The organism is Paraburkholderia sp. 31.1, from assembly GCF_014397645.1.
In the GTDB taxonomy this organism is placed as follows: domain Bacteria; phylum Pseudomonadota; class Gammaproteobacteria; order Burkholderiales; family Burkholderiaceae; genus Paraburkholderia; species Paraburkholderia tuberum.
Genome location: NZ_VZQN01000032.1, coordinates 29,306 through 44,860 on the forward strand (window position 1 = coordinate 29,306; position 15,555 = coordinate 44,860).

11 protein-coding genes, 1 tRNA gene and 1 pseudogene are annotated in these 15,555 nt (G+C 63.5%); 6 read left to right on the top strand and 7 right to left on the bottom strand.

Features of this window, described 5'->3' with window-relative positions:
- Nucleotides 1-3: 3 nt before the first annotated feature.
- Nucleotides 4-956: pseudogene (locus F6X37_RS37050) on the top strand (glycoside hydrolase domain-containing protein); the annotation flags it as partial.
- Between the two features lie 310 nt (nucleotides 957-1,266).
- On the opposite strand, the gene F6X37_RS23720 reads toward F6X37_RS37050, so the two are convergent.
- Nucleotides 1,267-1,731 carry a rhodanese-like domain-containing protein gene (locus F6X37_RS23720; RefSeq protein WP_090800864.1) on the bottom strand — a complete coding sequence of 155 codons (465 nt, stop codon included), beginning with the start codon at nucleotides 1,729-1,731 and terminating at the stop codon, nucleotides 1,267-1,269.
- 453 nt (nucleotides 1,732-2,184) lie between these two features.
- Here F6X37_RS23720 and glnA point away from each other — a divergent pair, with 453 nt between their 5' ends.
- From glnA to F6X37_RS23740, 4 genes are all read left to right on the top strand, one after another.
- The gene (gene glnA / locus F6X37_RS23725; RefSeq protein WP_184063875.1) at nucleotides 2,185-3,600 is read left to right on the top strand and encodes a type I glutamate--ammonia ligase; all 1,416 of its coding nucleotides are present in this window, start codon (nucleotides 2,185-2,187) and stop codon (nucleotides 3,598-3,600) included.
- A gap of 200 nt (nucleotides 3,601-3,800) precedes the next feature.
- Nucleotides 3,801-4,943 (top strand): nitrogen regulation protein NR(II), encoded by a 1,143-nt coding sequence (glnL, locus tag F6X37_RS23730; protein ID WP_184048104.1) that lies wholly within the window; start codon nucleotides 3,801-3,803, stop codon nucleotides 4,941-4,943.
- 36 nt (nucleotides 4,944-4,979) lie between these two features.
- Nucleotides 4,980-6,512: a nitrogen regulation protein NR(I) gene (gene ntrC / locus F6X37_RS23735; RefSeq protein ID WP_187612964.1), complete on the top strand. Its 1,533-nt coding sequence runs from the start codon at nucleotides 4,980-4,982 to the stop codon at nucleotides 6,510-6,512.
- 140 nt (nucleotides 6,513-6,652) lie between these two features.
- Complete coding sequence (locus tag F6X37_RS23740) at nucleotides 6,653-8,770, top strand: prolyl oligopeptidase family serine peptidase (protein WP_187612965.1); 2,118 nt, start codon at nucleotides 6,653-6,655, stop codon at nucleotides 8,768-8,770.
- 51 nt (nucleotides 8,771-8,821) lie between these two features.
- Here F6X37_RS23740 and xth read toward each other — a convergent pair whose 3' ends face one another.
- Entirely contained in the window at nucleotides 8,822-9,598 is a 777-nt protein-coding gene (gene xth, locus F6X37_RS23745) for an exodeoxyribonuclease III (RefSeq protein WP_090800854.1), read from the bottom strand.
- A 77-nt stretch (nucleotides 9,599-9,675) separates the two neighbouring features.
- Between xth and F6X37_RS23750 the strand changes: the two genes are divergently transcribed.
- A tRNA-OTHER gene (locus F6X37_RS23750) sits at nucleotides 9,676-9,798 on the top strand.
- 133 nt (nucleotides 9,799-9,931) lie between these two features.
- On the opposite strand, the gene F6X37_RS23755 is transcribed toward F6X37_RS23750, so the two are convergent.
- Genes F6X37_RS23755 through F6X37_RS23775 form a run of 5 tightly spaced genes read right to left on the bottom strand, consistent with a single transcriptional unit; the run spans nucleotide 9,932 to nucleotide 15,472 of the window.
- Nucleotides 9,932-10,951 (bottom strand): ABC transporter ATP-binding protein, encoded by a 1,020-nt coding sequence (locus tag F6X37_RS23755; protein WP_184006046.1) that lies wholly within the window; start codon nucleotides 10,949-10,951, stop codon nucleotides 9,932-9,934.
- The gene (locus tag F6X37_RS23760) at nucleotides 10,948-11,949 is read right to left on the bottom strand and encodes an ABC transporter ATP-binding protein (protein ID WP_187612966.1); all 1,002 of its coding nucleotides are present in this window, start codon (nucleotides 11,947-11,949) and stop codon (nucleotides 10,948-10,950) included. The genes F6X37_RS23755 and F6X37_RS23760 overlap by 4 nt, the downstream gene beginning before the upstream one ends.
- A gap of 1 nt (nucleotide 11,950) precedes the next feature.
- Nucleotides 11,951-12,901: an ABC transporter permease gene (locus F6X37_RS23765; protein ID WP_409258950.1), complete on the bottom strand. Its 951-nt coding sequence runs from the start codon at nucleotides 12,899-12,901 to the stop codon at nucleotides 11,951-11,953.
- 1 nt (nucleotide 12,902) lies between these two features.
- Nucleotides 12,903-13,838, bottom strand: coding sequence for an ABC transporter permease subunit (locus tag F6X37_RS23770; protein ID WP_187612967.1), 936 nt, complete (start codon nucleotides 13,836-13,838; stop codon nucleotides 12,903-12,905).
- Nucleotides 13,839-13,855: 17 nt separating this feature from the next.
- On the bottom strand, nucleotides 13,856-15,472 hold the full coding sequence (locus F6X37_RS23775; RefSeq protein ID WP_187612968.1) for a peptide ABC transporter substrate-binding protein: 1,617 nt from the start codon (nucleotides 15,470-15,472) through the stop codon (nucleotides 13,856-13,858).
- Nucleotides 15,473-15,555 lie beyond the last annotated feature (83 nt).

Sequence of the window (15,555 nt, forward strand, 5' to 3'; positions counted from 1 at the left end):
GCCCTCAATACGATTCAGGTAAGTAGTCAGGACACGGCTGCGCTGACGAAGTTTTATGCGGCGTTCTATCACGCGCTGTGGGCGCCGAGCGTATTCAGCGATTCCAACGGCCAATATATCGACGTCGACCAGCAGGTCCATACGGTTAGCGCGGGCCACGCGGCGCAGTACACCAGCTTTTCGGGCTGGGACATCTATCGCTCGCTGATTGCGCTCAAAGCCACGCTGTTTCCTCAGGAAACCAGCGATATGGCGGCGCGGTCGCTAGTCAACGATGCGGATCAGTGCGGCGCGATTCCGCATTGGGTCAACGACAACGTCGAGGATGGCGTGATGCCCGGCGACGCCGGCTCGCTGATCGTGGCGGGCGCCTATGCATTCGGCGCGCGAGCGTTCGATACCTCGGGCGCGCTGAAGCACGTGATCAAGATGGCCAACGTTCCCGGAACGGCGTGCAATGGCGTGACCACGAACGGCGGCCGCGCCAGTTATCTGCAGTTCGGCTACATCACGAATGGCGAATGGGGGCAGGCATCGTCGACGCTCGAATACGCGAGCAGCGATTTCGCCATTTCGCAGTTTGCCGGCCAACTGGGCAATTCAACGATCCAGAAGATGCTGCTGAGCCGCTCGGCCTATTGGCAGAACCTGCTCAACACGTCGCTGCCGCCGCCTCTGATCGCCGCGCGCAACTCGGACGGAAGCTGGATTGCGCAGACGCAGAGCAGCACCGACAACTACGTCGAAGGCAATGCCGGGCAGTACATGTGGATGGTGCCGTTCAACCCCGGTCGGACCGTTTGCGCAACTGGGCGGCAACACGGCGGCGGTGTCGCGCCTGAACGCGTTCTTTACGGTGTTCGAACGCGGGGATGAGCCTGCCCAACTTCTATATGGGCGACGAACCGACCTTCGAGGTGCCATGGCTATATAACTGGGCGAGCGATGGCGGTGGAGCAGACCATCGCGATGCCGCCGGGCGAGCTCGTGGCGAGCGTCACGCTGCCGAAACAGGTCAGCGCGGGCAAGTTGCACGTGTTCGGGATTTCGGCCGCGCCCTGAACACAATGGAGCGCCGCGCGCGCGGCGCTCGACAAAACAAGCGGTCCGCGCCTGAGGGTCAGGTTGGCGCGAACCGCGACATCGCAGTGTCACAACCCGCGCCGACGATGCAATCAATGCGTGGTCGGCGCGAACCGTTTCAATCGGCGTGCTTCAGCGCCGCGCCACGGGCTTCCGCAGATGCGGGCAGTGCGCCACGCGCCATCAGGCTCCGATCCACGGCAAGCCGCGAAAACACCATCCCGACACCGTCTTCCGATGCCCCTGGCCGTCCTTGTCGCCTTCGAAGCCTTCCAGCAGGTCATACGCCTTCGTGAAGCCGGCCTGGGTCGCGGCGATCGCGGCGAGCTTCGAGCGCGCGGCGCTGCGGCACAGGAACAGCACCGGCGTGTCGGGCGAGGCGACCTTCGCGAGTTGCTGCACGAACTCCTGATTGGGCACCGCGCCCGGATAGCGCGTCCATTCGACATGCGCGTATTGGCCATCACCGATCACCGGCCGGCCGACCCAGTCGAGCTCGGCGCGGGTACGCACGTCGACGAGACGCGTGCGCGGATCGAGTTCCAGCAGTTCGAACGCCTCGGCCGGCGATACCGCGCCCGCGTAGGGCAGTTGGTTCTCGGTGCGGCGGGCGTCCGCCTTCGCGTAAAGCTGTTCGAGCGTGCTCATGAGCGTCAATCTCCTTCGGACCAAATGATCATTCTAGCGCGCTGCAGGCAGCGCACAGACCTGTGTAGACTGGACGGCGCCGGGCAGTCGCGGGCGCCGTCCTAACCTCGATGCGCAAATATGGTGCATTTCTGCTGAATGCACCAAAATGGTAGTGATCGTCATTTCCAAAGCAGTGAATGCGCGAAATTGGTGCGTTGCGATGCCCGCACGTTTGTTTGCGAGGCTGCTCGCGCCTCGTGCGTGGCCGGCAAACGTAAGCAGCGTAATGGTGTGCGCCGGATTTGCGCATACGAGGCCCAGAGGTGGCACACTATCTGCTTTATTGGTGCCGATCGATTTATCCCGGCAGAATTTTCCGCCCGCGACGCCATATAAGTGGACGTTCCGGGATGGGTCAGCTAGATTGGGCGGCGGCTGAATCCGCCGAAATTGTTAATCAGGAGATAGGTTATGAGTAAATCCGTGGCCGACGTCATTCAACTCGTCAAGGACGAAGACGTCAAGTTTGTCGACTTCCGTTTCACCGACACGCGCGGCAAGGAACAACACGTTTCGGTGCCGGTGTCGGCATTCGATGAAGACAAGTTCGAAAGCGGCCATGCGTTTGACGGATCGTCGATTGCCGGCTGGAAGGGCATCGAAGCATCGGACATGTTGCTGGTCCCGGACGCGAACACGGCCTTCATCGACCCGTTCTACGAAGAATCGACCCTCGTGCTGACCTGTGACGTCGTCGAACCGGCTGACGGCAAGGGCTACGAGCGCGACCCGCGCTCGCTCGCGAAGCGCGCCGAAGCGTACCTGAAGAGTTCGGGACTCGGCGACACCGCGTACTTCGGTCCGGAACCGGAATTCTTCATTTTCGACTCGGTCCAGTGGAACACGGATCAGTCGGGCTGCTTCGTGAAGATCGGTTCGGAAGAAGCACCGTGGTCGTCGGCGAAGGAATTCGAAGGCGGCAACACCGGCCACCGTCCGGGCACCAAGGGCGGCTACTTCCCGGTCGCGCCGGTCGATTCGTTCCAGGACATCCGTTCGGAAATGTGTCTGCTGCTCGAACAGATCGGCATTCCGGTCGAAGTGCATCACCACGAAGTGGGGGGCATGGGCCAGAATGAAATCGGCACGAAGTTCTCGACGCTGGTGCAGCGCGCCGACTGGACGCAGCAACTGAAGTACATCATCCAAAACGTCGCGCACACGTACGGCAAGACGGCAACGTTCATGCCGAAGCCGGTCGTCGGCGATAACGGTTCGGGCATGCACGTTCACCAGTCGATCTGGAAGGACGGCACGAACCTGTTCGCGGGCAATGGCTACGCAGGTCTGTCGGAATTCGCGCTGTTCTACATCGGCGGCATCATCAAGCACGCTCGCGCGCTGAACGCGATCACGAACCCGGGTACGAACTCGTACAAGCGTCTCGTGCCGCACTTCGAAGCGCCGGTCAAGCTCGCTTACTCGGCTCGCAACCGTTCGGCATCGATCCGAATTCCGCACGTCTCGAACCCGAAGGGCCGCCGTATCGAAACGCGCTTCCCGGATCCGCTGGCGAATCCGTACCTGTGCTTCTCCGCGCTGATGATGGCGGGTCTGGACGGCGTGCAGAACAAGATTCACCCGGGCGAAGCCGCCGACAAGAACCTGTACGACCTGCCGCCGGAAGAGGATGCAAAGATCCCGACCGTGTGCGCGGGCCTCGACCAGGCTCTCGACTCGCTCGACGCGGACCGCGAGTTCCTGACGCGCGGCGGCGTGTTCACGGATGCGATGCTCGACGCGTACATCGAACTGAAGACGACGGAACTGCAGCGTTATCGTCAGGCGGTGCACCCGATCGAATTCGAAATGTATTACTCGCTGTAAGGGGGCCATGGCGCTTCGCCCTTCACCCGGCGAAGCGCTTTGCCCGACGCTCGCGATCGGTCACAAAGGGACGGCGGCGCCGTCCCTTTTTCGTTAGGCCGTACGCAAGGCCGGCCGCGCGCGGGCAACACGGCATTCGGTGAAGCACAATAAAGCAGCACTCCTGATTTATCACCATCTCCTACCGGCCAGACTGCAAGATGGTTCTCAAGAATCTGATCAAGGCAAGGAAAGGACACGAACAGACGCTGTCGGACGACATGCAGCTCGTGAGTTCCGGCTTGCTGCCAGGCTTCGAGGCGCTGCCGACCGTCTTGCTGGTGCTCGAGAAGCGCACGCTGCGCGTCGCGTTCGCGAATCCGTCGGCGGAGTCGATGCTGGAGATGTCTCGCAAGCAACTCACGCAGATGGCGTGGCCAGACATCTTCTCGAACGCGGACGAACTGGTCGCGACGATCACCGCGATCGCCGCACACCGTTTTCACGCGACGCATCTGGACGCCGTGCTCGAACGTCCCGGCCACGAGCCGCTGCACGTGCATGCGATCGTCGGTTTTCTGGAAAGCGCGCAGGACTACGTGTTGCTCGAACTGTTCGAGAACGAGCGGCATCTGCGCACCGACCGCGAAGAGCGCATCAACGACCTGACCGCCGTCAACAAGCATCTGATCCGCAATCTCGCGCACGAAATCAAGAATCCGCTGGGCGGCATTCGCGGCGCCGCGCAACTGCTCGAGTTCGAACTCGGCGAACGTGAGCGCGACGAGTTGCGCGAGTACACCCAGGTCATCATCAAGGAGTCGGACCGTCTGCAGACGCTGGTCGACCGCTTGCTCGAACCGCACCGGCATCCGCATATCGTCGGCGACGTGAATGTTCACGAGGTGTGCGAGCGCGTGCGTCAGGTGATTCTCGCGGAGTTTCCGCGCGGCCTGACGATCGAGCGCGACTACGACGTCAGCGTGCCGGATCTGCGCGGCGACAAGGAGCAGCTGATCCAGGCGCTGCTGAACATCGTGCGCAATGCGGCCGAGGCGTTGCGCGAGCGGATCTCGCAGGGCGATGCGCGCATCGAATTGCGCACGCGCATCGCGCGCAAGGTCACGATTTCAAAACGCCTGTGCAAGCTGGCATTGGACTTGCATATCATCGACAACGGCCCAGGCATTCCCGAAGAGATTCGCGACCGCATTTTCTATCCGCTCGTGTCGGGGCGCGAGGACGGCAGCGGTCTCGGTCTCACGCTAGCGCAGACCTTCGTGCAGCAGCACGAAGGTCTGATCGAGGTGGACAGCCGGCCGGGCCATACCGAGTTTCAGATTCTGCTGCCGCTCGACCTCTAGATAACACAAGCACCTCAAGACTTCTGACCGACCTATATGAAGCCGATCTGGATAGTAGACGACGATCAATCAATTCGCTGGGTGCTCGAGAAAGCGCTGGCGCGCGAGAACTTCGCGACGCGCAGCTTCGCGAACGTGCGCGAAGCGTCGGCCGCGCTCGATCACGACAGCCCGCAGGTGCTGGTCTCCGATATCCGCATGCCCGGCGGCTCCGGGCTGGAGCTGCTGCAAACCGTACGCGACAAGGTGCCGGGCTTGCCGGTCATCATCATGACCGCGTTCTCGGATCTCGATAGCGCGGTCGCCGCATTCCAGGGCGGCGCGTTCGAGTATCTGGCGAAGCCGTTCGACGTCGACAAGGCCGTCGAGCTGATTCGCCGCGCGGTCGACGAAAGCATGCGCGGCGAGCAGACGTGGGACGACCGCGTCGCCGAAGCGCCCGAGATGCTCGGCCAGGCGCCAGCGATGCAGGACATGTTTCGCGCGATCGGCCGCCTGTCGCATTCGGCGGCCACCGTGCTCATTACCGGCGAATCAGGCACCGGGAAGGAACTGGTCGCGCGCGCGCTGCACCGACATAGCCCACGCGCGAACGGCCCCTTCATCGCGTTGAACACGGCCGCGATTCCGAAGGATTTGCTGGAGTCCGAACTGTTCGGTCATGAGCGCGGGGCGTTCACCGGCGCGCAGGCGATGCGCCAGGGACGCTTCGAGCAGGCCGAGAACGGCACGCTGTTTCTCGACGAAATCGGCGACATGCCGTTCGATCTGCAGACGCGTTTGTTGCGCGTGCTGTCGGACGGGCAGTTCTATCGCGTGGGCGGCCACAATCCGTTGCGCGCGAATGTGCGGGTGATCGCGGCGACGCACCAGAATCTCGAATCGCGCGTGCGGCAGGGACTGTTTCGCGAGGACCTGTATCACCGTCTGAACGTGATCCGTCTGCGCTTGCCCGCGTTGCGCGAGCGCAACGAGGATATCCCGCTGCTGACGCGGCATTTCCTGCAAAAGAGTGCGCGCGATCTCGGCGTCGAACCGAAGCGCGTGTCCGAGGAGGCGCTCGCGTATCTTGCGTCGCTGCCGTTTCCGGGCAACGTGCGGCAACTCGAGAATCTCGCGAACTGGCTCACGGTGATGGCGCCCGCGCAGACGATCGAAACCAAGGATCTGCCGCCCGATCTCGGTCCCGCGCACGGCAGCGGGAGCGAGCCTGGTGCGGGCGCCGCTGCCGGCGCGGATGGCACCGTGGCGACCAATGCGGGAATCGCGGGCGGCGTGCCGCTCGCTGGCACGAACGGCGGCGCGCTCGTGCATCCGGGTGGGGCGGCCGGCGCGTCGGTCGCCACCGCGCTGAGCGCATGGGAAGGCGGCTTGCGCACCGAAGTCGCGCGCATGCTGCGCGAAAACGCGGCCGACGTGATGGACGAACTCGCGCGCCGCTTCGAAGCGGCCGTGATCCGCGAGGCGCTCGACTTCACGCGCGGCCGCAAGGTCGAGGCGGCCGAGCGGCTCGGCATCGGGCGCAATACGATTACGCGCAAGATTCAGGAGCTCAATCTGGAGCCTTGACACGCTCGTTCTGAGCGATGCTGCATGGCAGGCGAGGGCGGCTCAGGCCGCCTTCGTCGTTGTTGCATCGCGCCCCGCGGCAAACCGTCAACCACCGCGCACGAGGCATAATCAACGCTGTTCCGATCCAACAGCCGACGATGCCAGCTTCTTCAGCTTCTCCCGCCCCGTTCGAGTGGCCGCTTTGCCCCGATCCTTTCCTGTCGCTCGAAGAGCTGTACGACGCTGACGCACTCGCATGGGTCGACGCGCAGAATGCGCGCACCCGCGTGGCGTGGTGCAGTGGCGAGTCGTTCGACGCGCTCAGACGGCGGCTCGCCGATGCCTATCTGCCGCGCGAGCGTCCGGTGATTCCCGATCGCTGGAAGGACTGGGCCTACGATTTGTGGCAGGACGAGCGCAATCCGCGCGGTCTCTGGCGACGCACTGCGTGGGCCGCATGGCGCAACGGCGCGCCGGTGTGGCAGAACCTGCTCGACTTCGACGCGCTCGGCGCGGCCGACGGCACGCCGTGGGTGTGCGTCGATCTCGATATCCTTTATCCGGACGGCGACCGCGCGCTGATCACGATGTCGCCGGGCGGTTCGGATGCGCTCGTCGTGCGCGAGTTCGATCTCGACGCGCGGCGTTTCGTCGACGATGGCTTCGCGATTGCGAAGGCGGGCAAGCACACGGTGTCGTGGATCGATCGCGATACGCTGTACGTCGGCTGGGACAATGGGCGCAAGACGCTGACGCGCTCCGGTTATCCGCGCGACGTGCGGCGCTGGACCCGCGGCACGGCGCTCGCCGATGCGCCCGTCGTGTTTCGCGGCGAGTTTGGCGACATCGGCGTGGAGGCGCATTACGATCCGGTCGATCGCCGGCATACGGTGACGAGCAGCGTCGACTTTTTCGATTCGCACACGTATTACCTCGACGACGCTAGCGACGCCTGGCATCGTTACGAAGTGCCGTCGCACGTCGCGGTGGGGGCGTGGCAGGGCTGGCTGTTGCTCGAGCCGCGGCTCGATTGGGAGTGCGAGTGGGACGGCAATCTCGCGCGCTATCCGGGCGGCGCGCTGCTCGCGATTCGCGAGGACGCGTTTCTGCGCGGCGAGCGCGACGTGACGCCGCTCTTCACGCCGACGCCGCTGACCTCGGCCTGCGAGTGGTCGCATACGCGCCATCATATGATCGTGTCGTATCTCGACGACGTGCGCGGCAAGACGCTGATCTGGACGCCGTCGCGGCGCGAGGACGGCACCTGGCAGTGGCGTGAGCGCGTGTTCGCGTCGCGCGGCGATGCGCAGGTCGACGTGTCGCCGGTCGAGTCGACATTGAACGACGAGGTGTTTGTCGACACCGACGATTATCTGCAACCGCCCGCCTACTGGCTCTCCGATCTCGCGCTCGAGGAGCCCGGCGAATGGGAGTTGCTCGACCGCTGGCCGACGCAGTTCGACGCGACGCGCGTCGCGGTGACGCGCGGACATGCGGTATCGGCCGATGGCACGCGCGTACCCTACACGGTGATTGGGCCGAAGCAAGCGCCGTCATCGCCGGGCGATGAAAGCCCGACGCGCCCCTGTCTGCTGAGCGGCTACGGCGGCTTCGCGATTCCGCTGCTGCCGAGCTATCTGACGGGGCAGGGTATCGGCTGGCTCGAACGCGGCGGCGTGTACGTGGTCGCGCATATTCGCGGCGGCGGCGAGTTCGGCACGCACTGGCACACGGCGGCGCAAGGCGAGCATCGCCAGCGCGCGTTCGATGATTTCATCGCGGTCGCCGAGGCGCTGATCGCGACCGGCGTGACGAGCGCCGCACAGCTCGGCATTCAGGGCGGCAGCAACGGCGGTTTGCTCGTGGCCGCCTGCATGGTGCAGCGGCCGCAGCTATTCGGCGCGGTCGTCTGCGAGGTGCCGTTGCTCGATATGAGCCGCTATCACCTGCTGCATGCGGGCGCCTCGTGGATCGACGAGTACGGCGACCCCGACGAACCCGATGAAGCGCGTGCGCTCGCCGCGTATTCGCCGTATCACAACCTCGCGGCGGGTGTCGCGTATCCGCCGGTGCTATTCACGACGTCGACCGCCGACGATCGCGTGCATCCCGGCCATGCGCGCAAAATGGCCGCGCGCATGCAGGCGCTGGGCGCGCAGCACGTGTGGTATCGGGAGAATACGGAAGGCGGCCACGGCGGCTCCGATGAGTTGGAGCAGGCCGAGCATGATGCGATGGTGTTCGGGTTCTTGTGGGGTGTGCTGGGCGGCGCTTGAAGCAATAGGGACGCGAGGCAGCGCTGCCTCGTTTCGTCGCTGTATGCCGGATCAGCCCAGCTGCGCGAACACTGGCGCGTGATCCGACGGCTGCTCCCACTTGCGCGGCACCTTGTCGATGTCGCACGCCGAGCAGATGTCGGCCAATGCCTTCGACAGCAGGATGTGATCGATGCGCAGTCCCGCGTTGCGACGGAACGCCATCATCCGGTAGTCCCACCACGAATAGATTTTTTCCTGCTGCTCGAACTGGCGGAACGCGTCGAGCAGACCGAGGCCGATCAGCCGCACGAACGCCGCGCGTTCCTCGGGCGACACCAGATTCTGACCTTCCCATGCCTTCGGATCGTGCACGTCGCGGTCGTCTGGCGCGATGTTGTAGTCGCCGAGCAAGGCGAGCTTCGGATGCAGCGTCATCTCGGTGGCGAGCCAGTCGTGCAGCGCGTCGAGCCAGCGCAGCTTGTACGCGAACTTGTCGGTGCCGGGCGCCTGGCCGTTGGGGAAATACGCGGAGATGATGCGCACGCCGTCGATGGTTGCCGCGATCACGCGCTGCTGCGGGTCCTCGAAACCGGGGATGTTGCGCACGATGCTGCTTTCGTCGACGTTCAAACCTTCGCGCACCAGAATGCCGACACCGTTATAGGTTTTCTGACCCGCGTACCAGCTTCGATAGCCGACCGCCTCGAGTTCGGCGCGCGGAAATTTTTCGTCGGGAAGCTTCAGTTCCTGCAGGCACAGCACGTCGGTGCCGCTGCTCGCGAGCCAGTCGATGACGTGTTGCTGGCGGACTTTGAGGGAGTTGACGTTCCAGGTGGCGATTTTCATCAGTTGCACAACTTGTTGATTTTCAATAAATATTGACTTGATGTGGTCGTGATATACGTATCGATATACCATTTCGCGAGTGGTGTTCCGCGAGTGGTGTTCCGTTACTCAGGAGTCACACGCCATGCCAGTCCGGCCTCGCAGCCTATATGATACGGCCTGTCACGCCGGGGGCGCGGGTTCGAGTCCCGTCCACTCCGCCGGACAAAGCCCGTTCATGGGAACTTGAACGGGCTTTGCTTTTGGCCCATCACCAGGCCGTCAGCTCGGGCCGGTCGAGCGTGGGCTTTCGCCGCTGTCCCGGTTGTTGAACTCCCGCCCGTGAAACAGGCGCTATTCGGTAGGAACGGGAACCCGGATGCACGCAACCCGCCGTGCATCACCTTGCTGGGAAACCGCTTGCGGTTGCGCATCGCCGCATGCGTCGATCGCGGCGGGGCAGCGCGTGCGGAACGCGCATCCCGACGGCGGTTGCAAGGGCGACGGAATCTCGCCTTGAAGCAGCAGATGCCGTCGCGCGCGCTCGACGGTCGGGTCGGGAACCGGTACGGCCGACAGCAATGCACGGGTATAGGGATGCGCAGGTGCCGCGTACAGCGCGCGTTTTTCGCCGAACTCTATCACGCGCCCCATATACATCACCATCACGCGATGGCTGATTGCTTTCACCACGGCCAGATCGTGTGCGACGAACAGCAGCGACAACGACAGTTCGCGTTGCAAGTCGCGCAATAGATTAACGATTTGCGCTTGAATCGACACGTCGAGCGCGGACACCGGTTCATCGCAGATCACGAGTTGCGGCTCGCTGATCAATGCCCGTGCAATTCCGACGCGCTGACATTGCCCGCCCGAAAACTCATGCGGATAGCGCCGCAGATGCTGCGCATTCAGGCCGACACGTTCGAGGATGGTCAGCACGCGAGCGCGCACATCGGCGCGCGCGACATCGGGCCGATGCGTGATCAACGGCTCCGCGACGATCTGCTCGATCGTCATGCGCGGATCGAGCGACGCGAGCGGGTCCTGAAAGATCATCTGCACGTCGCGCCGCAAGATGCCGAGATCGCGCTTCGCGCCTTGCACGGTTTCGACGCCGTGAAGCTTGACGCTGCCGCCCGACGCAGGCGCAAGACCGACGATCGCGCGCGCGAGCGTGGACTTGCCGCAGCCGGATTCACCCACCAGCCCGACGGTTTCGCCGCGCCGTACATCGAACGACACGCCGTCCACAGCGCGCAGCGTGGCCTTGCCAGACCACGGTAATTTGCCGCGCGGCACGCTGAAATGCACCTTCAGTTCGTTCACCGACAGCAGCGGTTCGGTACTGTTGCAAGCGGAATGCTGGTTCATCGAACGGCCCCCAGAATGGCTGAAACCGGACGGTGGCACGCGCGCAATGCACCCGCCAGATCGCTACGCGCATCGAGCGACGGCACTGTGGTGCGGCAAGTATCGTCTGCAAACGAACAACGCGGTGCGAACGCGCAACCCGCGCCGATTTGCCCCGGCAAAGGCGGATTGCCCGGAATGGTTTGCAATGGGCGGTCGTCGTCGTCGGTGATGCGCGGCAGCGCGTTCAGCAGGCCGATCGTGTACGGATGGGTCGGCGCCGCGAACAGCGCGCGCGCGTCTGCCTGCTCGACCGTACGCCCTGCATACATCACCATCACGGTATCGCACAAACCGGCGACCACGCCCATGTCGTGCGTGATGAGGACGATTGCCGTGCCGCGCTCGCGATTCAGTTCGCGCAGCAATTCGATGATTTGCGCCTGAACGGTGACGTCGAGCGCGGTAGTCGGTTCGTCGGCAATCAAAATGTCCGGTTCGGACAGCAACGCCATCGCAATCATCACGCGCTGCCGCATACCACCGGAAAACTCATGCGGATACATGCCGATGCGGCGTGCGGCATCGGGAATCCGCACCGTGTCGAGCACCTCGATGGCACGCCGACGCGCTTCGCGACGCGACAGCTTCTTGTGCAATTGCAGCGATTCCGTCATCTGCCGTTCAATGGTCAAAAACGGATTGAGCGCCGTCATCGGGTCCTGAAACACCATGCCGATCCGGTTGCCGCGAATCCTGTTCAGCGCTGCGTTGTTCATCGTCAGCAGATCGCCGCCGTCTTCGCCACGATACAGTGCGGTGCCCGACACGCTGCCGTTCGACGACAGCAAACCGAGCAGCGCCATCACGGTCTGACTCTTGCCCGACCCCGATTCGCCGACGATGCCCAGCGTGCTGCCCGCGTCGAGCGAAAACGACACGCGTTGGACCGCATCGACCGGCGGTCCTTCGCGGCGCGTGAAGCGCACACTCAGGTCCTTCACTTCGAGTAGCGCCATGTCAATGATCCTTGGGGTCGAGAGCGTCGCGCAAACCGTCGCCGACGAAGTTCACGCAATACAGCGTCACGCACAGCATGACGGCAGGGCAGAGCAGCAGCCACGGCATCGATTCGAGTTTTTGGGCGCCGTCTTCGATCAGCACGCCCCAACTCGTCATCGGCTCCTGGACGCCGAGTCCGAGAAACGACAGCACCGATTCCGTCAGCACGATCGACGGCACTGTGACCGTGGCATACACCACCACCACGCCGATCAGGTTCGGCACGATATGCCGCGCGATGATGGCGCGGGTGCTGACGCCAGTCGCACGCGCCGCGTCGACGAATTCGCGCGAACGCAGCGACAGCGTCTGACCGCGCACCACGCGCGCCATATCGAGCCACGAAAACGCGCTGATGGTCAGCACGACCAGATAGAACGCGCGGCCGAACAGCGTCATCATCATGATCGCGATCAGCATGTACGGAATCGCGTACATCACGTCGACGACGCGCATCATAACGGCATCGACGCGTCCGCCCATGAAGCCGGCTGTCGCGCCCCACGCGACGCCGATCAGTCCGGACACCAGCGTGCCGAGCAACCCGACTTCGAGCGATACGCGCCCGCCCACCAGCGTGCGCGCGAGCAGGTCGCGACCGAGTTCGTCGGTACCGAACAGATGCATGCCGAGCCACGACGGCGGCAGACTGATCGATCCCCAGTCGCTGTCGACCGGATTGTTGGGCAGAAACAGCGGCCCCGCAAAGCATGCGACGACGATCAGCAGCAGGATCACGAGACTTGCAAATGCCGCGCGATTACGCAAAAAGCGCATGCCGGCAATCGCGAACGGTCCGCGCGAAGCCTTCGTGACGATGCCGCCGGGCAGACAGCCGCCTGCGGACGCCGCATCGGCCGGCGGCGCGACGAACGCACGCGCGGCCAGGTTGAATCGACGTATCTTCATGTCAGTACCGGATGCGCGGATCGAGCCATGCGTAAGCAAGATCGACCAGCAGATTGAACAGGACCGCGAATGCCGTAATCAATGCGACCAGACCGAGCACCAGCGTGTAGTCGCGATTGATCGCGCCGTTCACGACCAGTTGCCCGAGACCGGGCAGCGCGAATACGGATTCGGTGACGACCGCGGCGGTGATCGACGAAATGCACAGCGAGCCGAGTAGCGATACGACCGGCATCAGCGCCGGTTTCAGCGCATGACGCAAGACGATGGTGCGGCCGGCCAGACCTTTCGCGCGCGCGGTCCTGATGAAATTGCCGGACAGCACTTCGATCATGCTGCCGCGCATCACGCGCGCAATCGTCGATACGTTGATGATCACGAGCAGTACGATCGGCAATACGCGGTAGTGCCAGTCGCCGTCACCCCAACCGCCGGCGGGCAGCAGACCATGCTCGCCGCGCTTGATCAGGATCGCGAAGACCCACACCAGCACGGGGCCGAGGATGAATGGCGGCACCACACTGCCGAGATTGCCGAGCAGCATCACGCCGTAGTCGATCACGCCATTGCGGCGCACCGCCGCAACCGTGCCGAGCGCCACACCGATCACCAGCGCGATCGGCACCGAAATGCCGCCGACGCCGAGGCTGACCGGTAGGGCTTTCCACACCAGTTCGCTGACCGACCAGTCCGTGTAGCGGAACGACGCGCCGAGATCGCCGTGCAGCAGCGAGTCGAGGTACAGCAAATACTGCTTCCACAGCGGCTGATCGATGTGGTATTTCGCGTCGAGATTGGCAAGCACGGCCGCCGACAGATGCTTCTCCGAATCGAACGGGCCGCCGGGCGTCAGGTGCAGCAGCAGGTAGCACGCGGTGATCACGGCGAGAATCGTCGGGATCGCCCATAACGCGCGGCGCAATGTATAAGCCAGCATGGCAAGGCTCCTTGCGCTCAGTGCTTGATGATGTACATGTCCTGCGACTGCCGCTGATCGACGTAGTTGGTCGGCGAATAGCCGCCCACATACGATTTCACGAGCCGCACCGCCGAGTACTGGAACATCGGAATCAGCGGATAGTCGTTCATCGCGATGTCGTGCGCCTGCGTTAGCATCGCGGTGCGCTTCGCTTCGTCCATCTGCTGGTTCGCCTGATCGATCAACGCATCGACCTTCGGATTGCAGTAGTGCTGGTCGTTCTGCACGCTGTTGCAGCGGATCAGGTCGAAGAACGACATCGCGTCGTTGTAGTCGACGAACCAGCCGTCGCGCGACGCCTGCACCTTGCCGTCGTGGCGCATTTTCAGCAGCACGCGATTCTCGACGTTTTCGAGCTTCACGTTGACGCCGAGCTTGGTGCGCCATTCCGACGTCGTGAATAGCGCGACCTTCTTGTGCAGGTCGTTGGTGTTGTATGTCAGCGTGAACGTCAACGGCTTTGCAGCGGAATAGCCCGCCTGTTTCAGCAGGTCTCGCGCGGTTTCGATGCGTTTCGCCATCGGCCACGCGGCCCAGTCGGGCTGGAATTGCGCCGCGCCTTGCGTGCCTTTTGCAATCAGGCCGTACAGCGGCAACTCGCCGCTTGCGGTCAGTTTAGACGTCAGCAGGTTGCGGTCGATCACCATGGACAGCGCCTCGCGCACGCGCTTGTCCCTGAAGGCCGGGTCGGCGTTGTTCAGCGAGTAGTAGTAGCTGGCGATAAACATCCCGGTCTTCAGTTCGGAGCCGAACTGCTTGCTGACCTGGTTATAGATGCCGGACGGAATCGAATACGTGTAATCGAACTGGCCGGCCTGATACATCCGCATTGCCGTTTCGTCGCTTTCGATCGGCAGATAGGTGACTTTCGTGATCGCGACCTTGCTCGCATCCCAGTACTTGTCGTTCTTCACCATCACGAGACGGTTGCCCGGTTGCCAGTCGCTCAACGCATACGCACCGTCGCTGACCATGTGGCCGGGACGGGTCCATTCGTCGCCGTACTTCGCGACCGTCGCGCGGTTCACCGGCGCCATCGTCGACATTGCGGTCAGTTGCGGAAAGAACGCGGTCGGGTCTTCGGTCTTGACCTCTACCGTGTACGGATCGACCGCGCGCACGCCGAGACTGGAGAGCGGCGCCTTGCCCGCCAGAATCGCCTTCGCGTTCTTCACGAACTCGACCAGGATCGTGTATTTCGAGCCGGTCTTCGGATCGACCACGCGTTGCCATGAATAGACGAAATCGGCGGCCGTGACCGGCTCGCCGTTACTCCAGCGCGCGTTGTGGCGCAGCTTGAAGATCCATGTATCGGGCGCGCTGCGGCTCCACGATTGCGCGACGCCCGGCACGACCGCACCGTCGGCGGCGATTCGCGTCAAGCCTTCGAACAGGTCGAGGCCGATGGTATTAGCGGCCCAGGATTCGATATGCGCGGGGTCGATCGATTCTGCCTCGACGGGTGTTTGCCGCGTCAGTTCCTGGGTGGCTGCGAGCGTGACGCCGGGCGGGATCGTCACGGCGTGGGCGGGAGAGAGAAGGGCGAGCGCCAACGCGGCCAACGCCGCCCGAGTGGCGTGAATCGGTTTCATTGCGTATTTCAAGTGGCATCCGAATAGCAAAAAAGCTGGCGGTGCACGAGGCACCGCCGCCAATCCTCTTCAACAACGAAGAA

Bases quoted from the DNA above. Each gene is read 5' to 3' on its own strand.
- F6X37_RS23720 (WP_090800864.1), bottom strand. From the start codon at position 1,731: ATGAGCACGCTCGAACAGCTTTACGCGAAGGCGGACGCCCGCCGCACC.
- glnA (WP_184063875.1), top strand. From the start codon at position 2,185: ATGAGTAAATCCGTGGCCGACGTCATTCAACTCGTCAAGGACGAAGAC.
- glnL (WP_184048104.1), top strand. From the start codon at position 3,801: ATGGTTCTCAAGAATCTGATCAAGGCAAGGAAAGGACACGAACAGACG.
- ntrC (WP_187612964.1), top strand. From the start codon at position 4,980: ATGAAGCCGATCTGGATAGTAGACGACGATCAATCAATTCGCTGGGTG.
- F6X37_RS23740 (WP_187612965.1), top strand. From the start codon at position 6,653: ATGCCAGCTTCTTCAGCTTCTCCCGCCCCGTTCGAGTGGCCGCTTTGC.
- xth (WP_090800854.1), bottom strand. From the start codon at position 9,598: ATGAAAATCGCCACCTGGAACGTCAACTCCCTCAAAGTCCGCCAGCAA.
- F6X37_RS23755 (WP_184006046.1), bottom strand. From the start codon at position 10,951: ATGAACCAGCATTCCGCTTGCAACAGTACCGAACCGCTGCTGTCGGTG.
- F6X37_RS23760 (WP_187612966.1), bottom strand. From the start codon at position 11,949: ATGGCGCTACTCGAAGTGAAGGACCTGAGTGTGCGCTTCACGCGCCGC.
- F6X37_RS23765 (WP_409258950.1), bottom strand. From the start codon at position 12,901: ATGAAGATACGTCGATTCAACCTGGCCGCGCGTGCGTTCGTCGCGCCG.
- F6X37_RS23770 (WP_187612967.1), bottom strand. From the start codon at position 13,838: ATGCTGGCTTATACATTGCGCCGCGCGTTATGGGCGATCCCGACGATT.
- F6X37_RS23775 (WP_187612968.1), bottom strand. From the start codon at position 15,472: ATGAAACCGATTCACGCCACTCGGGCGGCGTTGGCCGCGTTGGCGCTC.